The following is a 26,678-nucleotide window of genomic DNA, read 5'->3' as shown; positions in this document are numbered from 1 at the left end:
CGCTAGAGGAAAACTTCGGTCATCGCAGCGTAACCGAACAAAAGCGCTGCGTTATGCTGCGGAAACACAAATCGCCACACCAAGGCGTGATAACAATCCAATCCAGAGAGACAACCACATGAACCGCACTGCCCGCCGCTTTGCCGCAGCCTTTGCCTGCGCTGCCGCCAGCACCCTTGCTGCCCCCCTGGCTCACGCCCAATCCACCGCAGAGGCCAACGTAGCCGCAAGTGCCAGCAATGGCAGCGGCACCAGCAGCGGCGGCGGCTTCAGCGGCTTCATGGACAACTACGTCTGGGGTCGCAACGTCATGGCGCTGGGCTGGTTCTACATCCGCCCGATGGATTCCGCCACGCCGCTGACCACCACCACCAGCGCGCTCGGCCTGGGCACCTACCAGTCGCCGGGAACTGACGTGAAAGTCAGTAACGCGAATACGCTGTCGCTCACGTTCACGCACTTCTTTAACGACAACATTGCCGGCACGTTCGTGGGTGGCGTTCCACCCAAATTCAACCTGTATGGCAGCGGTAATGTGATCGCCCCGGTGCCGGTGGTCGGGCCGCTGACGCTGATCAACCTGGGCCTGCCGCAGAACAACCCGGTCGCCACCGTGCGTGAATGGAGCCCGGCGATCGTCGCGCAGTACTACTTCGGCACCAAGGAAAGCAAGCTGCGTCCGTTCGTCGGCGCAGGTGTCAGCTACAACTTCTTCACCAATCTGCGCCTGAATTCGAACTTCGTGAACGCGCTGCAAAACCTGGGACAGGTGCTGCAGCTCGGCATGGGACAGGTGCCGACGGGCCCGGCGAAGGTGACGGCGGAAACGTCGAGCTCGTGGACGCCGGTCGCCAACGTGGGTGTGTCGTATGAGTTCGCCAAGAACTGGACCGCCATCGGCACGGTGTCCTACCTGCCGCTGAAGACGACCTCCACCATCACGATCCGCAGCCAGCAAGGCCAGGTGCTGGCCGTCAACAAGACCGACATCAAGGTCGACCCCATCGTTTTTGGGCTGGCAGTGGGTTACAAGTTCTAAGCTGCAGAATTGCTCCATCGCAAAACGCCACCTTCGGGTGGCGTTTTTCATTGGGGCGCGACCCGATATCATGGCGGACTGTTACTCGCCGATCACCGCGCCGATTCCGGACTCCTGCCCCCGCACCCACGCCACATCCATGACCCAGCCTTCCATCGCCATCGTCGGAGCCGGCATTGCCGGTGTTGCCTGTGCCAACGCGCTTGCCGCAGAAGGCATTGCCACCACGGTCTATGAGCGCGCCGGCGGTGTCGGGGGCCGGCTGGCCACCACGGTGCTGCCCGAGTCCGCCCCGGCGTATGCGTTCGACCACGGTGCGCAGTCGTTCAACGTGCGCAGCGAGGTCTTCAGGCGCGCGGTGGATGCCGCTGGCCGTCAGGGCTCGGTGCTGCCTTGGCCCGCACGCTGGGGCCATCGCACTGTCGATGGGCTGGAAGCCGACTCGCGCGATGAAGCCCGCTATGTCGGCCTGCCCGGCATGGGCGCGCTGGTGCGCAGCCTGGCAGCACCGCTCGATGTGCGCTTCGGTCGCGCCGTCACGCGTGTAACGCACGATGGCCGGCGCTGGACGATCGAGCGCAACGGCACGGACGCCGCCCACGCCGACTTCCTCGCCCTGGCCCTGCCCGCGCCCGAACTGCCCGCACTGTTTCACGGCGCCACGCCAGCCTCGCTGCAGGAAGCCATCGCGACGGTGCACTACGCCCCGTGCTGGGCGCTGATGATGGGCTTTGCGCAACCCCTCGGCTTGCCGTATGACGGCATCCGTATCGACGACGACGTGCTCGCTTGGGCCGCCCGCGACAACAGCAAGCCAGGCCGCGTCATGGTCGATGAATCCTGGGTGGTGCATGCATCGCCGGGCTGGTCGGCCGCCCATGCCAACGACAGCCCCGAGCAGGCCCTCCATGCCATGCACGCCCGCTTTGCGGAGGCATTCCCGGGGACGCCGGAGCCCGATCTGATGGCCGTGCACCTGTGGCCGCACGCGCTGGTCGAGCAGTCTGCCGGCATGCCCTGCCACTGGGACGCCGCCGCCCGCCTGGGCGCCTGCGGTGATTGGTGCGAAGGCCCGCGCGTGGAAGCCGCGTTCCTGAGCGGCGTTGCGCTGGCCGCCAAGATTGCCGAAGCGCTATAAGACTTCTGTCCGGAACGCTACAATACCGGGTTGTCTCGTGTTTCGTGTGCCGGGTCGCTCACCCGGCGGTGGCTTTCTCCTGACGACGCCATGCGCACCCGACGCCAAGTCCTCGCCCTAGCCTTTGCTGCCGTTGCTGCGGCCTCGGCGCCGCTGCTGTCTCATGCGCAAGTGCTGCGCAACATTCCGGCGACGGCCCCGGCAGCCCAGTTGACCGTCAATTCGGCCAATACCGGCACGCTGAGTACCGGCAGCACCGGCATCGTCCGCATCCTGCTGTTGGGCTTCGGCAGCAGCAGCGCTGATATCCGTTTTGCCCCGGGCGTGCGGATCCTGTCGCTGGACGGGCGCCTGCTGCCGCCGGGCTCGGTGGTCGGCCAGACGTTCAAGGTGCGCTATCAGCTCGACTTGTATCAGCAGTTGCTGACAGCCTGGGTTGTCAGCGATGACGATTACAAGGCTGCGGTGGCGGCACAAAGTCAGGCGCAAGCGCAGTCCCAGTAGTCAGAACGCCCCACGAAGCACGTGCCCCCAGGTCAACCACTGTGAACGGCACATGAAAAAAGTCTTCATCAAAACCTACGGCTGCCAGATGAACGAGTACGACTCGGACAAGATGTCCGACGTGCTCAACGCGGCTGAAGGTCTCGTCCCCACCGACACGCCCGAAGATGCGGACGTGATCCTCTTCAACACATGCTCCGTACGCGAGAAGGCGCAGGAGAAAGTGTTCTCCGAACTCGGTCGCGTCAAGGCGCTCAAGGCGCTCAAACCGGATCTCGTGGTCGGCGTAGGTGGCTGCGTGGCCAGCCAGGAAGGTGCGGCCATCGTGGCGCGTGCCCCTTACGTGGATGTCGTTTTCGGCCCGCAGACGCTGCACCGCCTGCCCGACCTGATCGCAGCACGCCGCCGCACGGGCCGCTCGCAGGTCGACGTGTCGTTCCCCGAGATCGAGAAGTTCGACCACCTGCCGCCCGCGCGCGTGGATGGCGCCAGCGCCTACGTGTCGATCATGGAAGGCTGCTCGAAATACTGCAGCTACTGCGTGGTGCCGTACACGCGTGGCGAGGAAGTCTCGCGTCCGTTCGACGACGTGCTCGCCGAAGTGGCCGGCCTGGCCGAACAGGGCGTGCGCGAAGTCACGTTGCTGGGCCAGAACGTCAACGCCTATATCGGCAAGATGGGCGACACGAGCGAGCGGGCGGATTTCGCGCTGCTGCTCGAATACGTGGCTGAGATACCGGGCATCGAGCGCATCCGGTACACGACCAGTCACCCGAAGGAATTCAGCTCCCGCCTGATCGAGGCCTATGCCACCAACCCGAAGCTGGTCGACCACCTGCACCTGCCCGTGCAGCATGGCTCCGACCGCATCCTGATGGCGATGAAGCGCGGCTACACGGTGCTCGAATACAAGAGCAGCATCCGCAAGCTGCGCGCAATCCGACCGAACATCTCGATCGCCACCGACTTCATCGTCGGCTTCCCGGGCGAGACGGATGCGGACTTCGCCAAGACGATGGACCTGATCCACGAGATCGGCTACGACACATCGTTCAGCTTTATCTACAGCCCCCGCCCCGGCACGCCGGCTGCCAACCTGCCCGACGATACGCCGCAGGCCGTCAAGCTCGAACGCCTGAAACATTTGCAGGCGACCATCGAAGAGAACGTGGCGCGCATCAGCCAAGGCATGGTCGGCAGCGTGCAGCGCATTCTGGTGGAAGGCCCGTCGCGCAAGGATCCGACTGAACTGCACGGCCGCACCGAGAACAACCGTGTCGTCAACTTCGCCCTGCCCGATCTGCCGCAGGCGCGCCGCGACCAGCTGATCGGCCAGATGCTGGACGTGCGTATCGTGCACGCGTTCCCGCATTCGCTGCGTGGCGAAGTGGCGGAACAGCGCACGGCCAGTGCGACTCACTGATCATCAACACAACCCGACTTGATGAAACCCTCCATCGCAGAATTCACCGCGCCCAAGAACGACAACACGCGCCTGCAGAACCTGTGCGGGCCGCTGGACGAGAACCTGCGCCAGATCGAGCAGGCGCTGGACGTGACCATCAACCGGCGTGGCAGCAAGTTCACCGTGCGCGGCGCCAACGCGCAAGGCGCGACCAACGCCCTGGAGACGTTCTACAACGCCGCGCGCGATCCGCTGTCGGTGGACGATATCCAGCTTGGCCTGGTGGAAACCCGCCAGGTCGCCGCACATGGGGCTTACCTGCCGGAATCGGGCACCGACGAGCCGGACGGCAATGATCTATCGCCGGTGCTGCATACGCGACGCACCGATCTGCATGGCCGCACGCCGATGCAGCGCGCGTACCTGCGCCACATCCTGTCGCACGACCTGTCGTTCGGCATCGGCCCGGCGGGTACGGGCAAGACGTATCTGGCCGTCGCCTGCGCGGTGGATGCGCTGGAGCGCGACGCCATCAAGCGCATCGTACTGACGCGCCCGGCGGTGGAAGCCGGCGAACGCCTGGGCTTCCTGCCCGGCGACCTCGCGCAAAAGGTGGACCCGTACCTGCGCCCGCTGTACGACGCGCTGTACGACCTGCTCGGCTTCGACAAGACGCAGAAGATGTTCGAGCGCCAGATGATCGAGATCGCGCCGCTGGCCTACATGCGCGGGCGCACGCTCAATCACGCCTTCATCATCCTGGACGAAGCCCAGAACACCACGCCGGAACAGATGAAGATGTTCCTCACGCGGATCGGCTTCGGCTCCAAGGCGGTGATCACCGGCGACACAACGCAGATCGATCTGCCGCGCGGCCAGAAGAGCGGCCTTGTCGAAGCGCAGCACGTGCTGCGTGACGTGCGCGGCGTGGCGATGACGCGCTTTACCAGCGTCGACGTAGTGCGGCACCCGCTGGTGGCCCGCATCGTCGAGGCCTATGACGAATTCCATGCCCAGCATAAAGATGCATAAGGACGCCTGAACGTGGCTAAAGCAAAAACCGATACCAAAGCAAAAACCAAGAAGACCCAGCCCGCGGCCGCGGAGTCGCTCGGCCCGCGCGTCGACGTGTTCGACGCCCAGGGCAAACCCAGGACGGTGGATGCGAGCGCGCTGCGCATTGCGTTCGCCGATGGCCGCAGCCTGATCCTGGGCCTGCCGAATACCGTCGATGGGGCGATCACCCTCGTTGCCGAGCACGCCGACGCCAACATGCACGCCATGCTTTCGCTGCGCCCGGAACACCACGACAGCATCACATTGCGCATCGAAACCCAACCCGCTGAATTGGCAGACTCCACAGAAGAAGCCTTCGATGACGACACCGCAGGCGCCGACATGCTCACGCTCGACCTGACGGTGCAGTACGGCGATGAACTCAAGGCTGCCGCTCGCAAGACGTTGCCGAAAGAACGCGACATCGAAGCGTGGATCGCCCCGGCACTGTTTGCCGATGCGCAGCTCAACGTGCGCTTTGTCGGCGAAGAAGAAGGCCGCACGCTCAACCGCACCTACCGCGGCAAGGACTACGCCACCAACGTGCTGACCTTCTCTTACGCAGAGAGCGCGGAAGACCCGGTCTCGGCCGATATCGTGCTGTGCTGCACGGTGGTCGAAAAGGAAGCGAAGGAACAGAAGAAGCCGCTGCTCGCGCACTACGCGCATCTGATCGTGCACGGCGCACTGCACGCCCAGGGCTACGACCACGAAGACGCGGCCGATGCGAAAGAGATGGAAGGCATTGAAACGGAGATCCTCCGCGACCTGGGTTTTTCCGATCCGTACGCAGATCGTTAAAGCGCCAAGCGCTCAATGTTCAAACGCCGGCCTCGCGCCGGCGTTTTGCTTTTGCATGTTCCATTCGTGCAGCATGCTGTTTCAACGATGAATCAACCGGCATTGACGAAAACCCAGTCCTGACAACGGTTTGCGGGTTTTCCTCCGCCATTCGGCGCAGGCTCGCGCTGTACGAACCGCGCATACACATCGCATAGACCGTCCGCCATCCGGCACCCCCGTCGTTCTCCGTATGGCGCATGGGTTTTGCCGTAGTGATTTCTATCCTCCACGCATAAGCCGCCGCTCGAGCGCGCTTCACAGAATCGGCGCAAACGAGCGCCATTGGCCAGCCCGCGCACAGACGGGCAAGGCCACCGCGGGGAGGTCATCATGCGTCATCGCTTCATGGACAGCATTCCGTGGACCACGCTGCTGGTTGGCGTGGGTGTCGGCACGGCGCTCGCGGTCACGCCGCGCATCGCGCACGCTGATCACAAGCAATCGTGCTACGCGGGCATCGTCATCGTGTTCGACGGCGCCTGGCATCCGGGCGCGGTCGTCGGTTGCCGCACGGTCAACATCTCCGACAGCAACAACGTGGTTGGCGCCGAGGTGAACCTGATGGTCGCGCAAGGCACCATCCGGCCACGCGTGCAGGCGGTGGTGGGCAGCACCAGCGTGCAGGCACTCATTGGCGGCGGCTACGACTTTGCAAGTAGCAAGGCGCTGGTGGGCGTCGGGGCCACGGGCGACCACTGGCTCGCCGGCGTCGACAAGGAAATCGCCGGACGCTGGACGGCCTACGGCGGCGCGAGCACGCTGGGGCGGTATCACAGCAATTCCCGTCCTGCAGACCCGGCACCGGCGGTAACCCCGCCGACCAGCAATAGCGACGCACCGCCCCCGAGCGGCAACAACGCGCCACCGTCCAAGCCCAGCCCGACGCCAGCCCCTGCGCCCGGTGCTGCGCCCAGCCCTGGCCCCACGCCGGCACCCTCACCGAGCCCCGGGCCAAGTCCGTCGCCAGCTCCATCGCCGAGTCCGAGTCCAACGCCGACACCAGCTCCAACCCCCACACCGACGCCGAGCCCATCGCCCGTCCCATCGCCGTGCGGGAGCTGCCACGACGGCGGTCACCATCACGGCCACCACCATGATCATGATCACGATCACGACGGTCATCACGGTGGCGACCACGACCACGGCGGCGACGGTCATCACGGTGGCGATCACGACCATGGCGGCGACGGTCATCACGGTGGCGACCACGACCATGGCGGCGACGGTCATCACGGTGGGGATCACGACCACGGCGGCGACGGCAACCGCGGCCACCACAGCAGCAACGGTCATCACGAAGGCGAGGGCCAGGGTAAAGGCAACCACGGAGCAGACCATGACCGCGGCGGCGAGGGCGACGACTCTGGCGGACAGAGGCAGCATCACGGTCAGGGCGATGGAGTTCCAGGCCGGAACGACCATCACCAAGACGACGAGGGCGGCAACGCGCATGGCAATGACCACCAACGCGGCACCAACGGTGGGCACGACTGACCGCTTCCGCGTCGGCAGATCGCCCGCCTGAATGCGCCTGAACCGGGCCTCCAGAAGTGGAATAAGACGCACTTCTCGGGGCCGGGCGGCCACCCCACGTCATCGGGACGGCAGGGCTTTTGGTGTATGCTGGCCCGATGTTTAACGACGCGCGACCGCGCCATGAATGATCCGTATCCCAGTCCGAAGCCAGCCGACAAACCCCGCTCGCTGCTGGAACGCCTGACCGACCTTATCTCGCCCGAGCCCGAATCGCGGGCCGAGCTGCTCGAAATCCTCCAAGACGCCCATGCGCGCAGCCTCATCGACGCCGACTCCCTGTCGATGATCGAAGGCGTCTTCCAGGTCTCAGACCTGTGTGCGCGCGACATCATGATCCCGCGCGCGCAGATGGATGCGCTCAACATCGCCGACGCGCCGTCAGAATTCATCCCGTTCGTGCAGGAAGCCGCGCATTCGCGCTTCCCTGTCTACGAAGGCAGTCGCGACAACATCATCGGCATCCTGCTCGCCAAGGATCTGCTGCGCTTCTACACCGATGAAGACTTCGACGTGCGCGACATGCTGCGCCCGGCCGTATTCATCCCCGAATCCAAGCGACTGAACGTGCTGTTGCGAGACTTCCGCGTCAACCGCAACCACATCGCCATCGTCGTCGATGAATACGGCGGCGTGGCAGGCCTCATCACCATCGAAGACGTGCTGGAGCAGATCGTTGGCGACATCGAAGACGAATACGACTTCGATCAGGAAGAAGACAACATCCTGCCGACCGCCGATGGCCACATGCGCGTGCGCGGCCTGACCGAAATCAGCCAGTTCAACGAAGCCTTCGGCACGCATTTCTCCGACGAAGACGTCGATACCGTGGGCGGGCTGCTGTCCAACCACCTGGGCCGCGTGCCGCACCGGGGCGAAAAGATCGTCATGGGCACGCTGCAATTCGACGTGCTGCGCGCCGATGCGCGCCAGGTGCAGGTGCTGCTCGTGCGCCGCCTCACCACGCCGGCCGGCGGCAATGCCACAGCCGACACCTCTGGTTCTCACCCCGCCTGATCCCTCCGTGCCCGCTCAGTTCTCTTCCCCTGCCGCACCAACCCGTCGGCAGGACGCCCAAGCTGTGCCGCTCGCGCGGCTGCGTTTCGCGATGCCGCTTGCGGCGTTGCTTGGCGTCATGCATACGCTGTCGTTTGCACCGAACCACTGGTGGTGGCTGCAGATCCTCTCGCTGACGGGGCTGGCCGCGCTCGTGCAGCGCGGCACGCGCCTGCGTGAAGCGGCGTGGGTCGGATATGCGTTCGGGCTCGGCTGGTTCCTGTCGGGCGTCTGGTGGCTCTATATCAGCATGCATGTCTACGGCGACATGCCGGCATGGATGGCCGCGCTGGCGGTGCTGCTGTTTGCCGGATACCTGGCACTGCATCCGGCGCTGGCGGTGTGGGCATGGCAGTGGCTGACGAGACGCGGGCGGTGGTCCGGTACCGCATCCGCGCTCATATTTGGCGCGGCATGGGCCGTCACGGAATGGCTGCGCGGCACAGTCTGGACGGGCTTCCCCTGGATCAACGGGGGCTACGCGCACACCGATGGCCCGCTGGCCGGCTACGCGCCGCTGGTGGGCGTCTACGGCATCGTGCTGATCGCCGCCGTGCTGGCTGGCCTGCTGTGCGTCGCGGCCGAGCGCCGCCTGCATTGGCTGGCGGGCATCGCGGGTGCGCTCGTGCTGGTGGTCGGCTGGCCGCTGCACGGCATTGCGTGGACGCAGCCGGTGGGCAAGCCGATCTCCGTGCGCCTCTTGCAAGGCAACGTGCCGCAGGACGTGAAGTTCCAGCAAACCGGCATCGAGCGCTCGCTGGAGCTGTACACCAAGATGGTCACCGAGAAGCCCGCGCAACTCGTGGTCACACCCGAGACGGCCTTCCCGATCATGATTCAGGAGATGCCGCAGGAGATCGCGCTGGCCCTCCGCACCTATGTGGATGCCACCGGCTCCAGCGTGCTGTTCGGCGCCGCCAGCGAGGACTCCCGCGTCGATTACACCAACAGCGTGTTCGGCATCGGCCCCCAATTCCAGGGCGTGTACCGCTACAACAAGCACCACCTCGTGCCGTTCGGCGAGTTCATCCCCTTCGGTTTCCACTGGTTCGTCAACATGATGAACATGCCGCTGGGCGACTTCCGGCGTGGCCTGCCCGTGCAGCCGCCCATGGCGGTGGCCGACCAGCGCGTCGCACCCAACATCTGTTACGAAGATTTGTTTGGCGAGGAAATTGCCGCCTCGCTGCGACATGCGGATCAGCCCGCCACGATGCTCGCCAACCTGACGAACCTGGCGTGGTTTGGCGACACGATCGCACTGGATCAGCACCTGCAGATCTCGCGCATGCGCGCCCTGGAAACGGGCCGTCCGATGCTGCGCGCCACCAACACGGGCGCGACCGCAGTGGTGCGGCCGGACGGCAGCGTACAGGCGCGCCTGCCTGTCTTCACGCTCGGCACATTGCAGGCTGACGTGCAAGGCACGCAAGGTCTGACGCCATTCGTGCGGGCCGGCAACGCACCCGCGCTGGGCCTGGGCGCGCTGGTTCTGCTGGTGGCATGCGTACGCCGCCGTCGGGCATCGGCAGATTGATCGCTCAGCGTCCGAAGGGCTTTCGAGCCACTTTCCGGAGTTGCTGACAAAAAACGCTAAAATTCAATGTTTTACGGCGGGCAGGGAGCCAGGCGCTTCTCGTGCCCGCCGCTGCATTCCACCGTCGCGCCGCGCAACGCATCGTTCCGGCGGACCAACGGGTACCACCATGCTCACCTTCCAGCAACTCATCCTCAAGCTGCAGTCGTACTGGGACGCCCAGGGCTGCGCCCTGCTGCAACCGATCGATCTTGAAGTCGGCGCCGGCACGTCGCATGTGCACACCTTCCTGCGCGCGATCGGCCCCGAGCCGTGGCGAGCCGCCTACGTGCAACCGTCGCGCCGCCCCAAGGACGGCCGCTACGGAGAGAACCCGAATCGCCTGCAGCACTACTACCAATACCAGGTGGTGCTCAAGCCGGCGCCGGAAAACATCCTCGACCTGTACCTCGGTTCGCTGGAAGCGCTGGGCCTGGACCTCAAGCAGAACGATGTGCGCTTCGTCGAAGACGACTGGGAAAACCCCACGCTCGGCGCCTGGGGCCTCGGCTGGGAGGTGTGGCTCAACGGCATGGAAGTCACGCAGTTCACGTACTTCCAGCAAGTTGGCGGCCTGGACTGCAAGCCCGTGACCGGTGAGATCACCTACGGCATCGAGCGCCTGGCGATGTACCTGCAACAGGTCGAAAACATCTATGACCTGGTCTGGACCGAGTGGGAAGAGCCGGGCCCGAACGGCCCCGTGAAGCGCCGCCTGACCTACGGCGACGTCTATCACCAGAACGAAGTCGAGCAATCGACCTACAACTTCGAGCAGGCTGACACGACCGTTCTGTTCCGCCGCTTTGCCGAGCACGAAGCCGAAGCGAAGCGCCTGATGGGCGTGCGCGCAGAAGGTGATGCCGCTGCCGAGGGCAACGCAACGGTCGTGCAACTGGCGCTGCCCGCCTACGAGCAAGTGCTCAAGGCTGGCCACACCTTCAACTTGCTGGACGCACGCGGCGCCATTTCCGTGACGGAGCGCGCGGCCTACATCGGCCGCATCCGCAACCTGTCGCGTCTGGTCGCGCAGGCTTACTACGACTCGCGCGAGCGCCTCGGCTTCCCGATGTGCGGCACAGCCGCCGCCAAGACGACGGAGGCCGCATGACGGCCAACCGAGCACGGCGTGGCCTGGCGCTGCTGACGGCAGCGTCCATCGCCGCGCTGGCGCTACCGGCGAGCGTTGCGCAAGCGGCACGGCATCGCACGTCCAAGGCAGCATCGACAGAGAAGGTTTTTGTCGTCCCCAGCACCCTGACGCAGCTTTGCGTGGCCGATTCCAAGCCGCTCCAGCAAGCGCTGAGCGCGGCCTGGACGCCGCCGCCGCCGTCGCTCGATCAATGGACGAGCCTGGTGCGCACGATGGCCTGCGACCTGTCCGGCGCGCGAGACCTCGGCTGGCATCGCGTGCCGCTGCGCACGTATGCGACGGCCCTGCGCTTCCCGCTCACGTGGGTGGAGTGGCAAGGCACGGGCGCCAAGGCACAGCGCCGTGCGCGCGTGTTCCGATCGGCGGGGCAGTTGCCGAGCCGTCTGGAATTCAACGTGTCGGGCACGCTGCAAGAGGTGCGGTACGACGCGCGACGGGGCTTGTTGTCCGCGCGGTTCCTGCGCCGCGATGCCGCCGCGCCGGGCACGACGCCGGCGCCGATTGCACCGCCCCCGCCGCCGGGCCAGTGCGCCGGCACGCAATTGCGGTTTCAGCAGCAGAACGGCGTGTGGCTGCTTTCGGGCGTGGAACCCGTGCCCGGCTCGCCCTGCTGATCACCGAACCGAACCACACAACGTACCGCCGCACCTGATCTGAACACCCTGCGGCGCAGAACAACGACGTCACCGATTCAAACGCTATGTCCACCCTCCTGATCGAACTGCTGACCGAAGAACTGCCGCCCAAGGCGCTGGCCCGCCTCGGCGAGGCGTTTGCACGCGGCCTGTTTGACGGTCTGTCGGCGCAAGGCCTGCTCGAAGAGGGCGCCGCCGTAGAAGGATTTGCCACGCCGCGCCGCCTGGCCGCATCGATCACCGGCGTGCGCCGCACTGCGCCCGATCGCGAGTTGCGCGAGAAGGTGCTGCCCGTGACCATCGCCTTCGATGCCGAGGGCAAGCCCGCAGCGCCGCTGGTCAAGAAGCTGGCCGCACTGGCCAAGACCGTGGGCGTGGAGGCCATCGCCCCCGAATCGCTGGAACGCGCGCCCGACGGCAAGGCCGAAGCGCTGTTTTATCGCTACACCGCACGCGGCGCCGTGCTGGCTGACGGCCTGCAGACTGCACTGTCGCAAACCATCGCCAACCTTCCGATCCCGAAGGTGATGACGTATCAGCGCCCGAACGGCGAGAACGTCCAGTTCGTGCGCCCCGCCCACAAGCTGATTGCGCTGCTCGACAGCGAGGTCATCCCCGTCAGCGCGTTCGGCCTGCAATCGGGCAACGTGACGCTGGGCCACCGTTTCCTGTCGGCTGGCGAAATCGTCATCCAGGACGCCGCGTCGTATGCGAGCACGCTGGAGTCACAAGGCAAGGTCATCGCCGGCTACGGCAAGCGCAAGGAAGCCATCCGCGCCGAGCTGCTCAAAACGGCTGGCGCCGATACGGTGGTCATGCCCGAAGCGCTGCTCGACGAGGTGAACGCGCTGGTGGAGTGGCCCGTGGTCTACCCCTGCCATTTCGAGGAAGCATTCCTCGCCGTACCGCAGGAGTGTCTGATCCTGACCATGCAGACCAACCAGAAGTACTTTGCGCTGACCGACGCGCAGGGCCATCTGCGCAACCGCTTCCTGATCGTCTCGAACATCGCCACGGATACACCCGAGGCCATCATTCAAGGCAATGAGCGCGTGGTCCGCCCGCGCCTGGCCGACGCGCGCTTCTTCTTCGAGCAGGACAAGAAGAAGCCGCTGGCCGATCGCGTGCCGCTGCTCTCGCGCGTGGTCTATCACAACAAGATCGGCACGCAACTTGAACGCGTGTCGCGCCTGCAGGCCATCGCCGGCCAACTGGCTGAGAAGCTTGGCGCGGATGTGGCGCACGCTTCGCGCGGCGCGCTGCTGGCCAAGGCCGATCTGCTGACCGACATGGTGGGCGAATTCCCCGAGCTGCAAGGCGCGATGGGCACGTACTATGCACGCCATGACGGCGAACCCGACGATGTGGCGCTGGCCTGCTCCGAACACTACCAACCGCGCTTTGCCGGCGATGCGCTGCCCAGCACCGCCACCGGTACCATGGTGGCGCTGGCCGACAAGCTCGAAACGCTGGTCGGCATCTGGGGCATCGGCCTGCAACCCACGGGCGAGAAAGATCCGTTCGCGCTGCGCCGCCACGCGCTGGGCATCCTGCGCATGCTGATCGAGAAGCCGCTCGCGCTCACGATCGACGATGCGCTGCAGATTGCCGCCGCCGGCTTCGACGGCATCGCCGCCGTCAAACCGGACCTCGCCGCCATCTCTGACTTCCTCTACGACCGCCTGCGCGGCTACCTGAAGGACAAGGGCTACAGCACCAACGAGGTCGAAGCCGTGGTGAGCCAGCGCCCGCAGCGCCTGGACGACATCGTCGCGCGCCTCGAAGCCGTACGGGCCTTTGCTGCCCTGCCGCAGGCCGCAGCGCTGGCGGCCGCCAACAAGCGCATCACCAACATCCTGAAGAAGACGGACGTGGCCATTGGTGCCGTGCAGCCGCCGCTGCTCAAGGAAGATGCCGAGCGCGCGCTGCACCAGGCCGTGGCGTCGTCGGAGCCGCAGGTGCACGATGCCTTCGCACGCGGCGATTTCACCACCGCGCTGAAGACGCTGGCCGGTCTGCGCGAAGCGGTCGACACCTTCTTCGACGGCGTGATGGTGATGGCCGACGACACCGCGCTGCGCGACAACCGCCTGGCGCTGCTGGCTGAACTGCACGGACTGATGAACCGCGTGGCGGACATCTCCAAGCTGGCCGCCTGATCGGCACCCCAAGCACCGTTCGGAGCCCACCATGCCCCACGTTCCCAAACTGGTGATTCTCGACCGCGATGGCGTCATCAACCGAGACAGCGACCAGTTCATCAAGTCGCCTGACGAGTGGATCGCGCTCGACGGCAGCCTGGAAGCCATTGCCGAGCTGAACCAGGCCGGCTACCAGGTGGTGGTGGCAACCAACCAGTCGGGTATCGGGCGCGGCCTGTTCGAGGCCGCCGCGCTCAACGCCATGCACGAGAAGATGTACAAGGCGCTTGCCACCTCCGGCGGGCGCGTCGATGCCGTCTTCTTCTGCCCGCACACCGCCGCCGATGCCTGCGAGTGCCGCAAGCCCAAGGCCGGCATGCTGCGCGAGATCGCACGCCGCTTCGACATGGACCTGACCGGCGTGCCGGTCGTGGGAGATTCGCTGCGCGACTTGCAAGCCGGTGTAGAAGTCGGTGCCGTGCCCCACCTCGTATTGACCGGCAAGGGCGCCAAGACCCGCGATGCCGGAAACCTGCCCCCAGGCACCCAGATTCACGAGGACCTGCGGGCGTTTGTGCGTGCGCTGCTGTCTCCCGTGCCCCAGGGCACGCCCACGCGCGCCCCTTGAATTCGCCCCCAATGACTTTTATCCGTTCGCTGCTGTACCTGGTTTTCCTGATCGTTTGGACACCGATTTACGCGGTGGCCTGCTTCATCGTCTTTCCGTTCATGAACCCGCACCGCCGCTTCTGGATGGTGTCCGGCTGGACAAAGTCTGCAATCTGGATGGCACGCTGGCTGCTCGGCATCCGCTGGCAATACCAGGGCTGGGAGAACATCGAGGAAGCCGTCGCCACCAACAAACAGGTTGTGCTGCTTTCCAAGCACCAGTCGGCGTGGGAAACCATGGCCTTCGTCGCGACCATGCCGCGCCCGTTGTGCTACGTCTTCAAGCGCGAGCTGCTGTTTGTGCCGTTCTTCGGGTGGGCGCTCGGCATGCTCAAAATGGTGCACATCAACCGCAAGGACGGCGCCAATGCGTTCGCCTCGGTCGCGCGCCAGGGCAAGGAGCGCCTTGCAGATGGCGCGTGGGTGATCATGTTTCCGGAAGGCACGCGCACGCGTTCGGGCGACCCCAAACCGCGTTACAAGAGCGGCGGTGCGCGCTTTGCCGTGGATACCGGCGCATGGGTCATCCCCATCGCGCACAACTCCGGCCGTGTGTGGCCGCGCAATTCGTTCCTGAAGCATCCGGGCCTGATTACGCTGTCGGTCGGACCGGCCATCTCGAGCGCCGGCAAAACCAGCGACGAACTCAATCGCGAAGTCGAAGCGTGGATCGAAACAGAAATGCGTAGAATCGACGCCGACAGCTACCGCGAGCACGCATGAAACTGCTGCGCCCACCGACTTCGCCCACCCCTGCCGACAGCGTCCAGCTTGAGCTGCCGCTGCTCGCTCCCGAAGCCCCGTCGGCATTGCAGCCGCCTGACGCGCCCCTCCTCGCTCCGCCCGCACTCCACTTTTCCACCGCACCGCTCGCCCCCCACCAGCGCCGCCTGACGCTGGGCGAGCGCGCGCTCATCTATAACCTCAAGCGTTCGTCGCGGCGGACCATCGGCTTTGTCATCGATGACCGCGGCCTGTCGATCACGGCACCGCGCTGGGTCACGCTCGCCGAGATCGAACACGCCATCGCCGAAAAGCAGAAGTGGATCTTCGCCAAGCTGGCCGAATGGCGCACGAGCGCCGCACGCCGCATGCTGCCGACGATGGAGTGGCAGGACGGCGCCGGATTGCCGTTCCTCGGCAAGACGATCACGCTCAAGCTGGAATCGCCCATCGGCGCATTGATGTTCGATGCCGACACCAGCATGCTGCACCTGGGCCTGCCGCACACCACTACCGAGCAGCAGATCAAAGACCGCGTGCAAGGCTGGCTGCAGACGCAGGCGCGACGCCTCTTCGGCGAGCGCCTGGAGGTGTACGCCGAGCGCCTTGGCGTGCGGCATAGCGCGTATGCGCTGTCTTCCGCCGCGACGCGTTGGGGAAGCTGCACCGCCGACGGCAAGATCCGCCTGAACTGGCGCCTCGTGCATTTCCCCCTCAGCTTGATCGACTACGTGGTTGCGCATGAGCTCGCGCATCTCAAGGAGATGAACCACAGCCCGCGCTTCTGGGACACGGTGGAATCGATCTTCCCTGAGTTTCGTGAGGCGCGGGAGCAACTGCGCTCGCATCCGCCGGAATACTTGCCGGCGTTCTGATTCGCCCTGCCGACGCTCCTGCGGCGGATGCGTCGGTTGCAGAGAACGCCTGTCCTGCACGCTCGGCCACACCCTCCTACAATATTGCCTTCCCCACAGTCCTCCAGGAAGGAAACCCCATGCGAATGCTCCACACCATGCTGCGCGTTGGCGACTTGCAGCGCTCGATCGACTTCTACACCAAGGTGCTCGGCATGCAGTTGCTGCGCACCAGCGACAACCCCGAGTACAAGTACTCGCTGGCATTCGTCGGCTACGGCCCGGAAGCCGGCAACACGGTCATCGAACTGACCTACAACTACGGCGTGAGCGAGTACGAACTCGGCACGGCATTTGGGCACCTGGCCATCGAGGTCGACAATGCCGCGCAGGCCTGCGACCAGATCCGCAACGCCGGCGGCAAGATCACGCGTGAGGCCGGCCCGGTCAAGGGCGGCAGCACCATCATCGCGTTTGTGGAAGATCCGGACGGCTACAAGATCGAGCTGATCCAGGCACGCTCGATGCCCGATGGCAACCGCCACTGACGCGATCCGCCGGCCGCTGGACGGTACCGCCATCGGGCTGATGGTGGTGCTGTGCATGTGCTGGGGCTTTCAGCAGGTCGCCATCAAGGTGGCCGCGCACGACGTGGGCCCCGTCATGCAGGCCGGTGTGCGCTCGGCCATCGCGTCGGTCCTGGTGTTCGCGTTTGCGCTCTGGCGCGGCACGTGCCTGTCGTTGCGCGACGGCACGCTGACTGGTGGCCTCATGGCCGGCGTGCTGTTCGGTGTCGAGTTCCTGTGCATCTTCATCGGCCTGGGCTACACGACTGCCTCGCGCATGGCGGTGTTCCTCTACACCGCGCCGATCTTCACGGCGCTCGGCCTGCACTTTTTCGTGCCGGGCGAACATCTGCGCCCGCGCCAGTGGGCGGGCATCGGCATTGCATTTGCGGGGATCGTGCTGGCGTTCGCCGACGGCGTCCTGCACCCGGCGGCCGGGCCGTCGACCTCGTTGGGCGACGCGCTGGGCGTGGTGGCAGGCGCGCTGTGGGGCGCGACGACCATCGTCGTGCGCGCAAGCAAGCTTTCCGACGCACCGGCGGCGAAGACGCTGCTGTACCAACTTGCCGTCTCGGCTGTGCTGTTGCTGTTGATGGCCGCCGGCACCGGCCAGGCCTTTACCGCGAACCTCACACCGACCGCGCTGGCCAGCCTCGCCTACCAGTCCGTGCTGATTGCGTTTGCCAGTTACCTGACGTGGTTCTGGCTGCTGCGCCGTTACCTGGCGTCGCGGTTGTCCGTGTTCTCGTTCCTGACGCCGCTGTTTGGCGTGGCGTTTGGCGTGCTGCTGTTGCACGAGCCGGTGGGCCTACGGTTCGCGCTGGCGGCAACGCTCGTGCTGTCGGGCATCCTGCTCGTCAATCTTCGCTAAGGTCGGAAACGCTGCCGGCAATGCGGTTGGCCGGCAGCGCGTTCGCCACGGCCACGAAGTCTTCCACCGGCACTTCTTCCGCGCGGCGGCCCAGGTCAAAGCCAAGCGCTTCGAAGTCGATCACATCGCGCAGCGCGCCGAGGGTGTTGCGCAGCACCTTGCGCCGCTGCGAAAACGCCATCGTTACCACCGTGCCAAGCGCGCGCAGGTCGACCGGCGCATACGGCGATTTGTCGGCCGGCCACGGAATCATCCGCACCACCGCCGAATCCACCTTGGGCGGCGGATTGAACGAGCCCGGCGGCACATCCAGCACCAGCTCCATGTAATAGCGCACCTGCAGCATCACCGACAGCCGGCTGAACGCCTTGCTACCCGGCGCGGCCACCATGCGGTCCACCACTTCTTTCTGGAGCATGAAATGCTGGTCTCGTACACGATCGGCGAACGTGGCCAGATGGAACAGCAGCGGGCTCGAGATGTTGTACGGCAGGTTGCCGACGATGCGCAGCGGCCGGTCCGCCTCCTGCAGCGCGCCGAAATCGAACGCCAGCGCATCGCCCGCATGCACGACCAGCCGGTCGCCGAAACGCTTCTGCAAGCGTGCGACAAGATCACGGTCCAGCTCGACCACCTGCAGGGTGCGCACGCGCTCCATCAGCGGGACGGTGAGTGCGCCGAGGCCCGGGCCGATCTCGACGAGCACGTCGTCGGGCTTCGGATCAATGGCGGCGACGATGGCGTGGATCACACCGTCATCGACCAGGAAGTTCTGGCCAAAGCGCTTGCGGGCCTGGTGCCCCTGGTGAACGCCGGTCGTGGATCGTGCCATTGCGAACTCGAAATCGAAAAGGTGAAGAAACTCAGGAGCGCGTCGTATACCGCGCCATCGCGATGGCGGTATCGATCGCCTCGATCATGCTGCCGAACTCGGCGCGGCCCGTGCCCGCCAGATCCAGCGCCGTACCGTGATCCACCGAAGTGCGCACGAATGGCAAACCCAGCGTGATGTTCACGCCGTGGCCGAAGGTGCCGTACTTGAGCGGCGCCAAGCCTTGGTCGTGGTACATCGCCAGCACGCAATCCGCATCGGTCAACAGGCGCGGCTGGAACAGCGTATCGGCCGGATATGGACCGCGCGCGTCGATTCCGCGCGCACGCGCACGCGCGATGGCCGGCTCGATCACCTCGATCTCTTCGCGGCCGAGGTGGCCGGATTCACCCGCATGCGGATTCAACCCCGTCACGAGGATGCGCGGAGCAGTCAAACCGAAGCGTGTGCGCAGATCACGCTGCACGATGTCGAGCGTCTCATCGAGCACCGCTGGCGTGATGGCGTCCGGCACCTCGCGCAACGGCAAGTGCGTCGTCGCCAGCGCCACGCGCAGCATGGCGTTGTCGTGCGCCGGCTGCGGACCGGCCAGCATCATGACCACGCGCGGCGTGTGGCTGCGCTCGGCCAGATACTCGGTGTGGCCGGTAAACGGCACCCCGGCGTCGTTGATCGTGCTCTTCTGCACCGGCGCTGTGACCATCGCGTCGTAACGCATGCCGTCTGCCGTGCCGATCAGGCAGCCGTCGATGGCCGCGTCGAGCAGGTCCAGCACATAGCGGCCGTTGGCGTCATCAAGCACGCCGGCGCGCACGGGTGCACCCAGCGGGCGCTCCACGACAGTCAGCGCCGTAGAGACAATGCGCCAGAAATCGCCCTGCCCGATCGCGTCCGCGCGCGCCTGCAGCAATGCCGAATCGCCCATCACATGCCACTGCACATCGGCGTAACGCGGCGACGCCTGTCGTGCCAGGTGCAGCAGCGCGGCCACGGTGATGTCGGGGCCGATACCAGCGGGTTCGCCAGTGGTGATGGCAATGTTCAGCATGCAGCGCTTTCCTGCGATGGTTTCTGGAGCGATCTAGAAACGCCACGGCCGCCCGCAGGCGGCCGTGAGCGATGCGGATGTCCGTAGCTTACTGCTGACGGTTCACGCGGTATTCCACGTGTGCCGAATCGCGCAGTTCACGCAGCCAATCCTCATAGGCGGCCTGGACTTTCTGTTCGCGAATCACCGACCGTGCGTAGTCGCGTTGGCGGTCTCCCGACACCTCTGCCTCGCGGCGGCCTTCCACCTGGATCAGGTGCACACCGAACTGGCTTTGCACCGGCTGCGACACATCGCCCGGCTTGAGCTGGTTCATCGCCTGCTCGAATTCCGGCACCAGCTGGCCCGGCGACACCCAGCCCAGCTCGCCACCCGCACCGGCCGACCCGTCCTGCGAATACCGGCGTGCCGCATCGCCAAAATCGTAGCCGTGGACGATCCGGTCACGTAGGCCCACCAACTGGCGGCGCGCGTCGTCCGCCGACATCGTCGGACCGGTCTTGATCAGGATGTGGCGCACTTGCGTCTGCTGGACCTTGGCGGCAATCGCGGTGCCCGGCGCGCGCTTGTCCAGCAGCTTGATCACGTGATAACCGGCCGGGCTTTCGACCACTTGACTCGCCACCTGGCCCGCCTTCATGTCGACCACGGCGTTGGCAAACACAGCCGGCAGGCGCCCGATCGGACGCAGCCCAAGCTCGCCGCCTTGCGCGGCATCTTGCGCGCCAGAATTGTCACGCGCCAGCTTGGCGAAATCCGCGCCGCCCTGCGCTTGCTTGAGCAGACCTTCGGCCTTCTTGCGCGCTGCGGCCTTCTCGGCATCCGTGGCGCCTTCGGCAACGGGCACGAGAATCTGCGCGACGTTGTATTGCTGTTCGCCGGCCGGGGCCGTGCCGCCACCCTGCTGCGCCAGATAGTTGTCGATCTCGCCGTCGTAGACCTGCACCTTCGAGTCGACCTCGCGCTCACGCAGGCGCGCCAGAAGGATTTCCTGACGCAGGTCGTCGCGGTACTTGTCGTACGTCATGCCGGCGTCCTTCAGCTTGCTCTTGAGCTGCGGCACCGACAGGTTGTTGCGCTGGGCCACGCTTTCCACGGCACGATCCACATCGGCGTCGGACACGCGGATGCCGCTTTCCTTGGCGGTCTGCGCCTGCACGCGCTCCAGGATGAGCTGCTCCAGCACTTCGCCGAGCAGATCGGCGCGCGGTGGCAGCGGGCGATTCTGTGCGCGGAACGTGCGCTCGACCAGATCCGCGCGGTTGAGCAGTTCGCGGCGGGTGATGACGTCGGTGTTGACCACAGCCACCACCTCGTCGACCAACTGGCTGCGCGGCGCGCCTGGAGCCGTTGGCTCGGGCAGCGTGCCCTGCAGCAGCGGCTGGCTCGGCGACGAACCGGGGTTGGCGAAGATGCCCCGCACCGGTGCGCTCTTTTTTGCCGATTGCGCCTGCTGCGCGTGGACGGCTGGCGACAGCGTGGTCCCCGCCAACAGCGCAAGCAGCACGCCGGTGGCAACACGCAAGCGGCCCAGAGAAGCCACACGCGTGGCGAAAGCGGTCGATTGGAAAGCCATGATGTCGTTATTCATATTGATCCAGCACGGACGGCGTGATCGGCTGTGCGGTCACCGGCTGGTAGCCGGGCACGTTCAGACGAATCACGTCGATCGGATTATTCCCCACCTTCGACAAACCCTTGAATTCGATCTGGGCAAAGATATGCGTCGTATAGCCCGAAACCGCATTGCTGTAGCGCTGTACCGCCAGTCGGCCGACCCAGCAGTCCGCCACATATTCGAGGCCGAGCAGCATATCCGATGGCTTGCGCGCATCCAGGTCGTAACCGATGCGACCCAGGCCGTAGAGGCGCCGCGTAATCGGCCACTGCGTGGAGATATCGGCCTGTTCCAGCGGCAACTGACCGGTATTGGCGTCTTGCCGGTAATAGCGGTAGCCGAGGTTGATCACCTTGTTGGCTTCCGGCTTCCAGCTGAACGCGACCGTCGAACGCATGATGCGGTCAAGGTCCTGATTGTACTGAAGGTTCGTATCGAAAAAGATGCCGCGGAACATCTGGATCGTGGTCGCACCCAGAAGGTCCGAATAGCGGCGCACTGATGTCGGTGCTGCACCCGCGAGCGTCACGCGCTGGCCGTCGAGATCGACGCGCTGCGCAATCGTGGCGCGCAGGCGCTCGATGCCTGATTCGGCCTCGATGAAACGCGTGGTCACACCTGCCGTCACCTTGTTGTTGTCGGCAATGCGGTCGTAACCGGTGTACGGGTTCTCGGTGAAGATCTGCCCGAGGTTGTAGTCCGACTGGCCGGTATCGAACAACGGAATCTGCGACTGGTCGCGATACGGCGTGTACACGTAGAACACGCGCGGCTCCAGCGTCTGGATGTAGCTCACGCCGAACAATTTGGAGACCAGCGGCGCATCGCGCTCGAACGTCATACCCGAATCGAGCGAGAACGTCGGCAGCGTGCGATTGATCTGCGTGTCCTGCGTGTCGCCGGCCGGGCGGTCCAGGCGGTATGCGGTGGTGTTCAGGATGAACTTCGGGGTGACGTACCAGCCGGGGCGGACGATCGGGTAGCTGATCGTCGGCTGCATGAACAGGCGCTCGCCCTGCACGGTATTGGCCGTCGGGATCGAAAACCGCGTGTAGTCGGTCAGGAAATTGATGTCAAAGCCGCCAACGTCGTACTTGTTATAGGTCAGGCTCAACTGCGGCAGCCGCTCATACGGTGCTGCGAGTGGCGTTGTGGCGGTCGACAGCGTCTGGAACTTCTGCACGCGCGCCAGCGCAACCCAGTCGCCGAACGAGTAACTAACACCGCCCTCCTGGATGTACTGCCGCTGCGTCGCCGTGACAATGCTGCGGCCGAGGTCATCCGGGTAGGTGTTATCGGAAACCTTGTTGTAGTTGATGTAGCCGGTCAGGCCCGGCGCCAGGCGCTGTGTGTGTACTGCCGAAATCGACCAGCGGTTGCGGCCTGCCTCACGATCATCGGGCAGGAATTCGCCACGCAGAACGCCGCTGTACGATGTATCGAGATACCGGTATTCCGCGCCGAGCTGCAAGCCGCGCTGGCTCAGCAGACGCGGATACAACGTCAGATCGCGATTCGGCGCGATGTTGAAGTAGTACGGCAGCGTGACGTCGGCCCCGCTGCGGCTGTTGTAGCCGAACACCGGTGCCAGGAAACCGCTGCGCCGATCGTCATTGAGCGGAAAATCCATGACCGGCGCCGCAAACACCGGCACACCGAAGAAGTGCAGCACGCCGTTGCGGCCCGTGCCGACCTGGCGGTCGCTGTCGATGTCGATGCGGCTCGCGCTGAAATACCAGTCGACGTTATCGGGCGAGCACGTGGTGTACGTGCCGCGCGTGATGCGGCTGTTGTCCTTGTCGATGAAGTCGATGCGGTCTGCGGTGCCGTGGCCGCCGTTCGCGTGGAACTCGTAGCTCGGCGTGCTGATGGTCCCTTCGTTGGCGGTAATCTTCAGCTTGGCGTCCGGGCCGGTGACCAGCGTGCCGCCCTTGAACAGGCGCACGTTGCCGGTTGCGGTTGCGACATCGGTGTCCTGGTTGTAATCGAGCGTGTCGCCCTTCAGCACCGAGCCGTTGCGGCGCAGTTCGCCATGACCGCGCAGGTGGATGTCTTCGTTGGTGCGACCGTCCATCTTGTCGGCCGCGGTAAACGTGGGGACAGTGTTGTCCGGTCGCTGGACGGGCTCAGCCATCTTTGGCACCAGCGGACTGCCGCCGGGCGTGGTCGGCCCGGACGTCGCCAGCGCGGTCACCGACGAGGCCGGAGTGACAGCGGGCGCCGTCGCTTGCGTGGTGCCCGCGCTCTGCGCCGCGGACGTCGCCGTCCAGACACCGGCCACCGCAAATACCAACGGGCGCAATGCCAGCGTGCCACGCCTGATGGTGGCCAAGTCGGCGGGCCGCTGATCGGGCGCGGCAACAGCAGCGCGCTGCCGGTTCTTCCTGGCTCGGTTCGGTTCGGTCATGCAGATCGGGAACAGGGCCGCGCGCGCAACGGCACGCACAGGCACAAAATCAGTCGGTACTGCGGTCAATCCCGCCGTCGGACGCGGCCAGGACAAGGCCGGCGCTCGCTCGCGGCGAAACTCGGTCGGGTATTATACGGGGCTTCCTTCTAGCCTCATTCCAGCATTCTCTCAGCATGGCTTCGACCCCTGGCGCCGCAGCAGGCGCAACCGACGCACGCCTCAGCCAACTGCGCGACTGGCTCGGCACATTGCCCGCCGCCCACGGCCTGCGCATCGACACGGTGCAACCTGCTTCGGCCGATGCCAGCTTCCGCCGGTATTTCCGCCTGGACAGCGCCGGCAGTGGCAAGCCCGGCACGCTGGTCGTCATGGACGCCCCGCCGCCGCAGGAAGACTGCCGCCCGTTCGTCCATGTGGCTGGTCTGCTCAACGGCGCCGGCGTGCGTGCGCCGCAGGTGCTGGAGCAGGATCTCGCGCAGGGCTTCCTGCTGCTGACCGACCTGGGCCCACAAACGTATCTGCAATCGCTGCGCGAGCGCGATTTCGACCTCGCCTACGCCAACACGCTGTTCCGCCCTGCCATCCATACTCTGGTGCGCTGGCAGTTGGCCTCCCGCGAAGGCGAGCTGCCGCCGTATGACGAGGCGCTGCTGCGCCGCGAACTGTCGCTGTTTCCGGACTGGTACGTCGACCGCCACCTGCAACGCCCGCTCGACGCCACCCAGCGCGAATCGCTCGACAAGGTGTTCAAGCTGCTGGTCGACAGTGCCTTGGCCCAGCCGCGCGTGTACGTGCATCGTGACTACATGCCCCGTAATCTGATGATCAACGCGGCCGACCCATCGCAGCCGGGCGTGCTGGACTTCCAAGACGCCGTCTACGGACCGATCACCTACGACGCCGCCTCGCTGCTGCGCGACGCCTTCCTGTCGTGGGACGAAGAGCAGGAGCTGGATTGGGCCGTGCGGTACTGGGAAGCGGCCCGCGCCGCCAAGCTGCCGGTGGATGAAGACTTCGGCGAGTTCTACCGTGCGCTCGAATGGATGGGCGCGCAACGCCATCTGAAGGTGGCGGGCATTTTCGCGCGCCTGTGCTACCGCGACGGCAAGACCGGCTACGTGGAAGACACTCCGCGCTTCATCGCCTACCTGCGCCGTGTATGCAGCCGCTACAACGCGCTGGCGCCGCTGGCCCGCCTGCTCGATCAACTCGAAGATCGCACGCAGCAGATCGGCTACACGTTCTGATGGCCTCCCCCCGCACCGTTGAGTTTCGCGCCGGCATGCTGGCACTCGCGCCGATGCTGCTGGGCGTGGTGCCGTTCGGCATGATCTACGGCGTGCTGGCCACGTCGGCCGGCATGCCCGCGTGGCTTGCCGTGGCGATGAGCGCCATCGTTTTCGGTGGCGCGTCGCAGATGATCCTCGTGCAGTTGTGGGCCGGTGGCGCGCCCGCGCTGGTGATTGCGGCGACGGTCTCGATGGTGAATCTGCGGCACGCGCTGTATTCGGCCAGCATTGCGCCAGCGCTGGCGCACCTGCCGCGCCGCTGGAAATGGCTGATCGCCTATCTGCTGACCGACGAAGCCTTCGCCGCCATGAACCGCCGCGTTGTCACCGCGCAGCCCGGCAGCGCGGAAGCCGCATATCGCCATTGGTATTTCCTCGGCGCTGGCGTGGCGCTGTGGTCGAGCTGGCAGGCATCGACGATCGTCGGCGTGCTGCTGGGCGCGCAGGTGCCGACCTCGTGGCCGCTCGATTTCTTCCTGCCCCTTACGTTTATCGCCATCGTGGTGCCGGCACTGCGCACGCGTGCGCAACTGGCCGCTGCCCTGACCGGCGCCGCGCTGGCCGTGGCGTGGACGGGCTGGCCGCACAAGCTCGGGCTCATGAGCGCGGCGTGCGTGGGCATTGCCCTCGGCGCACTGGTTGAGCGCTTACTGGCCCGACCGTCCGACAAGGGGGCTGCCGCATGAAAGCCCTGATCCTCTTCGGCGTGCTGTTGATTGCCGGCGCCGCCACCTATCTGATCCGCCTATCGTTCATCGCGCTGGAAGGGCGCATGAACCTGCCGATGTGGTTCCGCAGCGCCCTGCCCTATGTGCCGGCTGCGATGCTGACCGCGCTCATCGCGCCCGACCTCCTGATGCGCGATGGCGCGCTCGCGGTGTCGGTCGACAATCCACGCCTGCTTGCCGGCATCGTCGCCATCGTCATTGCACGGGTGACGAAAAGCGCGATGTGGACCATCGTCGGCGGCATGGCCGTGCTGCTGATTCTCATGAAGGTGATGGCTTGAATTCGACGACGCGCGCCATGATTTTTGCGGCGGGCCGCGGCGATCGCATGCGGCCGCTGACCGACCACACGCCCAAGCCACTGCTCACCGTGGGCGGCAAACCGCTGATCGTCTGGCAGATCGAGCGCCTGGCCGCGGCCGGCGTGCGCGACATTGTCATCAACCACGCGTGGCTCGGCGCGCAGATCGAAACCGCCCTGGGCGATGGCAGCGCGTGGGGCGTGCGCCTCGCATATTCGCCGGAAGGGCAGGCGCTCGAAACGGCAGGCGGGGTTGCGCAGGCCATGCCGCTGCTGCATGCAGGCGATGGGCACAGCGTATTCATTGCCGTCAGCGGCGATGTGTTCTGCGATTACGACTACGCCTTGCTGCGCGACCGGGCGCCCGCAATGGCCGCGCAAGCGGCGCCGGGCATGCATCTGGTGATGGTGCCCAATCCGCCCTACCACCTGCGCGGCGATTTCGCGCTGGATAACGAAGGCATGCTCCACGCCGAAGGCGCCGAGCGCCTCACGTTCGGCAACATTGGCTTGTACGACACGCGCCTGTTTGCCGGCATCGCGCCCGGCACGCGACTGGCGATGACGCCGCTGTACCACAAGGCCATCGCTGAAGGCCGTGCGACCGGCGAGCGCTTCGACGGCCGCTGGGAAAACGTCGGCACGCCCACCCAACTGGCCGCGCTAGACGCTGAAGTCGCGTCGCGCTAA

General features: G+C 65.6%; 25 protein-coding genes. 21 read left to right on the top strand and 4 right to left on the bottom strand.

Annotated features, from left to right (window positions below):
• Window positions 1–118 precede the first annotated feature (118 nt).
• The 17 genes from RP6297_RS02070 (at window position 119) to RP6297_RS01990 (ending at window position 17,762) form a co-directional block, all read left to right on the top strand.
• Window positions 119–1,039, top strand: a complete 921-nt coding sequence (locus RP6297_RS02070) for an OmpW/AlkL family protein (RefSeq protein WP_012761217.1) — start codon at window positions 119–121, stop codon at window positions 1,037–1,039.
• A 139-nt stretch (window positions 1,040–1,178) separates the two neighbouring features.
• A complete protein-coding gene (locus RP6297_RS02065; protein WP_037027524.1) occupies window positions 1,179–2,177 on the top strand; it encodes an NAD(P)/FAD-dependent oxidoreductase in 999 nt (332 codons plus the stop codon).
• A 90-nt stretch (window positions 2,178–2,267) separates the two neighbouring features.
• Window positions 2,268–2,681, top strand: coding sequence for a hypothetical protein (locus tag RP6297_RS02060; protein WP_012761215.1), 414 nt, complete (start codon window positions 2,268–2,270; stop codon window positions 2,679–2,681).
• Window positions 2,682–2,733: 52 nt separating this feature from the next.
• Entirely contained in the window at window positions 2,734–4,104 is a 1,371-nt protein-coding gene (gene miaB, locus RP6297_RS02055; RefSeq protein WP_037027526.1) for a tRNA (N6-isopentenyl adenosine(37)-C2)-methylthiotransferase MiaB, read from the top strand.
• A gap of 21 nt (window positions 4,105–4,125) precedes the next feature.
• The gene (locus RP6297_RS02050) at window positions 4,126–5,118 is read left to right on the top strand and encodes a PhoH family protein (RefSeq protein WP_037027527.1); all 993 of its coding nucleotides are present in this window, start codon (window positions 4,126–4,128) and stop codon (window positions 5,116–5,118) included.
• A gap of 12 nt (window positions 5,119–5,130) precedes the next feature.
• Complete coding sequence (gene ybeY / locus RP6297_RS02045) at window positions 5,131–5,943, top strand: rRNA maturation RNase YbeY (protein ID WP_037027529.1); 813 nt, start codon at window positions 5,131–5,133, stop codon at window positions 5,941–5,943.
• A gap of 372 nt (window positions 5,944–6,315) precedes the next feature.
• On the top strand, window positions 6,316–7,479 hold the full coding sequence (locus RP6297_RS02040) for a hypothetical protein (protein WP_199517403.1): 1,164 nt from the start codon (window positions 6,316–6,318) through the stop codon (window positions 7,477–7,479).
• Between the two features lie 162 nt (window positions 7,480–7,641).
• A complete protein-coding gene (locus tag RP6297_RS02035; RefSeq protein ID WP_024973624.1) occupies window positions 7,642–8,535 on the top strand; it encodes an HlyC/CorC family transporter in 894 nt (297 codons plus the stop codon).
• 64 nt (window positions 8,536–8,599) lie between these two features.
• Complete coding sequence (gene lnt / locus RP6297_RS02030) at window positions 8,600–10,111, top strand: apolipoprotein N-acyltransferase (RefSeq protein ID WP_037027533.1); 1,512 nt, start codon at window positions 8,600–8,602, stop codon at window positions 10,109–10,111.
• A gap of 169 nt (window positions 10,112–10,280) precedes the next feature.
• A complete protein-coding gene (gene glyQ / locus RP6297_RS02025; RefSeq protein ID WP_037027534.1) occupies window positions 10,281–11,261 on the top strand; it encodes a glycine--tRNA ligase subunit alpha in 981 nt (326 codons plus the stop codon).
• Window positions 11,258–11,917, top strand: a complete 660-nt coding sequence (locus RP6297_RS02020) for a hypothetical protein (protein ID WP_037027536.1) — start codon at window positions 11,258–11,260, stop codon at window positions 11,915–11,917. Before glyQ ends, RP6297_RS02020 begins: the two co-directional genes overlap by 4 nt.
• An 86-nt stretch (window positions 11,918–12,003) precedes the next feature.
• Window positions 12,004–14,097, top strand: a complete 2,094-nt coding sequence (glyS, locus tag RP6297_RS02015; protein WP_037027539.1) for a glycine--tRNA ligase subunit beta — start codon at window positions 12,004–12,006, stop codon at window positions 14,095–14,097.
• 31 nt (window positions 14,098–14,128) lie between these two features.
• On the top strand, window positions 14,129–14,707 hold the full coding sequence (gmhB, locus tag RP6297_RS02010; RefSeq protein WP_012761206.1) for a D-glycero-beta-D-manno-heptose 1,7-bisphosphate 7-phosphatase: 579 nt from the start codon (window positions 14,129–14,131) through the stop codon (window positions 14,705–14,707).
• 11 nt (window positions 14,708–14,718) lie between these two features.
• On the top strand, window positions 14,719–15,471 hold the full coding sequence (locus tag RP6297_RS02005) for a lysophospholipid acyltransferase family protein (RefSeq protein WP_012761205.1): 753 nt from the start codon (window positions 14,719–14,721) through the stop codon (window positions 15,469–15,471).
• Window positions 15,468–16,346, top strand: coding sequence for a M48 family metallopeptidase (locus RP6297_RS02000; RefSeq protein WP_037027542.1), 879 nt, complete (start codon window positions 15,468–15,470; stop codon window positions 16,344–16,346). The genes RP6297_RS02005 and RP6297_RS02000 overlap by 4 nt, the downstream gene beginning before the upstream one ends.
• Before the next feature lie 119 nt (window positions 16,347–16,465).
• Window positions 16,466–16,873 (top strand): lactoylglutathione lyase, encoded by a 408-nt coding sequence (gene gloA / locus RP6297_RS01995; protein ID WP_037027544.1) that lies wholly within the window; start codon window positions 16,466–16,468, stop codon window positions 16,871–16,873.
• Complete coding sequence (locus tag RP6297_RS01990) at window positions 16,857–17,762, top strand: DMT family transporter (RefSeq protein WP_037027547.1); 906 nt, start codon at window positions 16,857–16,859, stop codon at window positions 17,760–17,762. The genes gloA and RP6297_RS01990 overlap by 17 nt, the downstream gene beginning before the upstream one ends.
• Here the strand turns inward: RP6297_RS01990 and rsmA are convergent.
• The 4 genes from rsmA to RP6297_RS01970 all read right to left on the bottom strand — a co-directional run bounded on the left by rsmA (window position 17,749) and on the right by RP6297_RS01970 (window position 23,667).
• On the bottom strand, window positions 17,749–18,594 hold the full coding sequence (gene rsmA, locus RP6297_RS01985; RefSeq protein ID WP_037027549.1) for a 16S rRNA (adenine(1518)-N(6)/adenine(1519)-N(6))-dimethyltransferase RsmA: 846 nt from the start codon (window positions 18,592–18,594) through the stop codon (window positions 17,749–17,751). The genes RP6297_RS01990 and rsmA overlap by 14 nt on opposite strands.
• Window positions 18,595–18,625: 31 nt before the next feature.
• Window positions 18,626–19,642, bottom strand: coding sequence for a 4-hydroxythreonine-4-phosphate dehydrogenase PdxA (gene pdxA / locus RP6297_RS01980; RefSeq protein ID WP_037027550.1), 1,017 nt, complete (start codon window positions 19,640–19,642; stop codon window positions 18,626–18,628).
• Between the two features lie 88 nt (window positions 19,643–19,730).
• Window positions 19,731–21,233, bottom strand: a complete 1,503-nt coding sequence (locus tag RP6297_RS01975) for a peptidylprolyl isomerase (protein ID WP_012761199.1) — start codon at window positions 21,231–21,233, stop codon at window positions 19,731–19,733.
• Window positions 21,226–23,667: an LPS-assembly protein LptD gene (locus tag RP6297_RS01970; protein ID WP_037028731.1), complete on the bottom strand. Its 2,442-nt coding sequence runs from the start codon at window positions 23,665–23,667 to the stop codon at window positions 21,226–21,228. Before RP6297_RS01970 ends, RP6297_RS01975 begins: the two co-directional genes overlap by 8 nt.
• Before the next feature lie 176 nt (window positions 23,668–23,843).
• Here RP6297_RS01970 and RP6297_RS01965 point away from each other — a divergent pair, with 176 nt between their 5' ends.
• From RP6297_RS01965 to murU, 4 genes are read left to right on the top strand one after another with little or no spacing between them, the layout of a single operon-like run.
• Window positions 23,844–24,917 carry an aminoglycoside phosphotransferase family protein gene (locus tag RP6297_RS01965; RefSeq protein WP_037027551.1) on the top strand — a complete coding sequence of 358 codons (1,074 nt, stop codon included), beginning with the start codon at window positions 23,844–23,846 and terminating at the stop codon, window positions 24,915–24,917.
• Window positions 24,917–25,645, top strand: coding sequence for an AzlC family ABC transporter permease (locus RP6297_RS01960; RefSeq protein WP_037027553.1), 729 nt, complete (start codon window positions 24,917–24,919; stop codon window positions 25,643–25,645). Before RP6297_RS01965 ends, RP6297_RS01960 begins: the two co-directional genes overlap by 1 nt.
• Window positions 25,642–25,968, top strand: a complete 327-nt coding sequence (locus tag RP6297_RS01955) for an AzlD domain-containing protein (RefSeq protein WP_037027554.1) — start codon at window positions 25,642–25,644, stop codon at window positions 25,966–25,968. The genes RP6297_RS01960 and RP6297_RS01955 overlap by 4 nt, the downstream gene beginning before the upstream one ends.
• A 17-nt stretch (window positions 25,969–25,985) precedes the next feature.
• Window positions 25,986–26,678 carry an N-acetylmuramate alpha-1-phosphate uridylyltransferase MurU gene (gene murU / locus RP6297_RS01950; protein ID WP_037028733.1) on the top strand — a complete coding sequence of 231 codons (693 nt, stop codon included), beginning with the start codon at window positions 25,986–25,988 and terminating at the stop codon, window positions 26,676–26,678.

This window comes from Ralstonia pickettii, from assembly GCF_016466415.2.
Lineage (GTDB): Bacteria > Pseudomonadota > Gammaproteobacteria > Burkholderiales > Burkholderiaceae > Ralstonia > Ralstonia pickettii.
The sequence above is the reverse complement of the archived record's forward strand: the minus strand, read 5'-3'. Positions and strand labels throughout refer to the sequence as shown.

Coding starts and splice junctions, on each gene's coding strand:
- RP6297_RS02005 (WP_012761205.1), top strand. CDS start 14,719: ATGACTTTTATCCGTTCGCTGCTGTACCTGGTTTTCCTGATCGTTTGG.
- glyS (WP_037027539.1), top strand. CDS start 12,004: ATGTCCACCCTCCTGATCGAACTGCTGACCGAAGAACTGCCGCCCAAG.
- RP6297_RS02000 (WP_037027542.1), top strand. CDS start 15,468: ATGAAACTGCTGCGCCCACCGACTTCGCCCACCCCTGCCGACAGCGTC.
- RP6297_RS02020 (WP_037027536.1), top strand. CDS start 11,258: ATGACGGCCAACCGAGCACGGCGTGGCCTGGCGCTGCTGACGGCAGCG.
- gloA (WP_037027544.1), top strand. CDS start 16,466: ATGCGAATGCTCCACACCATGCTGCGCGTTGGCGACTTGCAGCGCTCG.
- RP6297_RS02050 (WP_037027527.1), top strand. CDS start 4,126: ATGAAACCCTCCATCGCAGAATTCACCGCGCCCAAGAACGACAACACG.
- pdxA (WP_037027550.1), bottom strand. CDS start 19,642: ATGCTGAACATTGCCATCACCACTGGCGAACCCGCTGGTATCGGCCCC.
- RP6297_RS01960 (WP_037027553.1), top strand. CDS start 24,917: ATGGCCTCCCCCCGCACCGTTGAGTTTCGCGCCGGCATGCTGGCACTC.
- RP6297_RS02060 (WP_012761215.1), top strand. CDS start 2,268: ATGCGCACCCGACGCCAAGTCCTCGCCCTAGCCTTTGCTGCCGTTGCT.
- RP6297_RS02065 (WP_037027524.1), top strand. CDS start 1,179: ATGACCCAGCCTTCCATCGCCATCGTCGGAGCCGGCATTGCCGGTGTT.
- miaB (WP_037027526.1), top strand. CDS start 2,734: ATGAAAAAAGTCTTCATCAAAACCTACGGCTGCCAGATGAACGAGTAC.
- RP6297_RS01990 (WP_037027547.1), top strand. CDS start 16,857: ATGGCAACCGCCACTGACGCGATCCGCCGGCCGCTGGACGGTACCGCC.
- rsmA (WP_037027549.1), bottom strand. CDS start 18,594: ATGGCACGATCCACGACCGGCGTTCACCAGGGGCACCAGGCCCGCAAG.
- RP6297_RS02040 (WP_199517403.1), top strand. CDS start 6,316: ATGCGTCATCGCTTCATGGACAGCATTCCGTGGACCACGCTGCTGGTT.
- RP6297_RS01970 (WP_037028731.1), bottom strand. CDS start 23,667: ATGACCGAACCGAACCGAGCCAGGAAGAACCGGCAGCGCGCTGCTGTT.
- RP6297_RS01965 (WP_037027551.1), top strand. CDS start 23,844: ATGGCTTCGACCCCTGGCGCCGCAGCAGGCGCAACCGACGCACGCCTC.
- RP6297_RS02035 (WP_024973624.1), top strand. CDS start 7,642: ATGAATGATCCGTATCCCAGTCCGAAGCCAGCCGACAAACCCCGCTCG.
- murU (WP_037028733.1), top strand. CDS start 25,986: ATGATTTTTGCGGCGGGCCGCGGCGATCGCATGCGGCCGCTGACCGAC.
- RP6297_RS02070 (WP_012761217.1), top strand. CDS start 119: ATGAACCGCACTGCCCGCCGCTTTGCCGCAGCCTTTGCCTGCGCTGCC.
- RP6297_RS01955 (WP_037027554.1), top strand. CDS start 25,642: ATGAAAGCCCTGATCCTCTTCGGCGTGCTGTTGATTGCCGGCGCCGCC.
- glyQ (WP_037027534.1), top strand. CDS start 10,281: ATGCTCACCTTCCAGCAACTCATCCTCAAGCTGCAGTCGTACTGGGAC.
- RP6297_RS01975 (WP_012761199.1), bottom strand. CDS start 21,233: ATGAATAACGACATCATGGCTTTCCAATCGACCGCTTTCGCCACGCGT.
- gmhB (WP_012761206.1), top strand. CDS start 14,129: ATGCCCCACGTTCCCAAACTGGTGATTCTCGACCGCGATGGCGTCATC.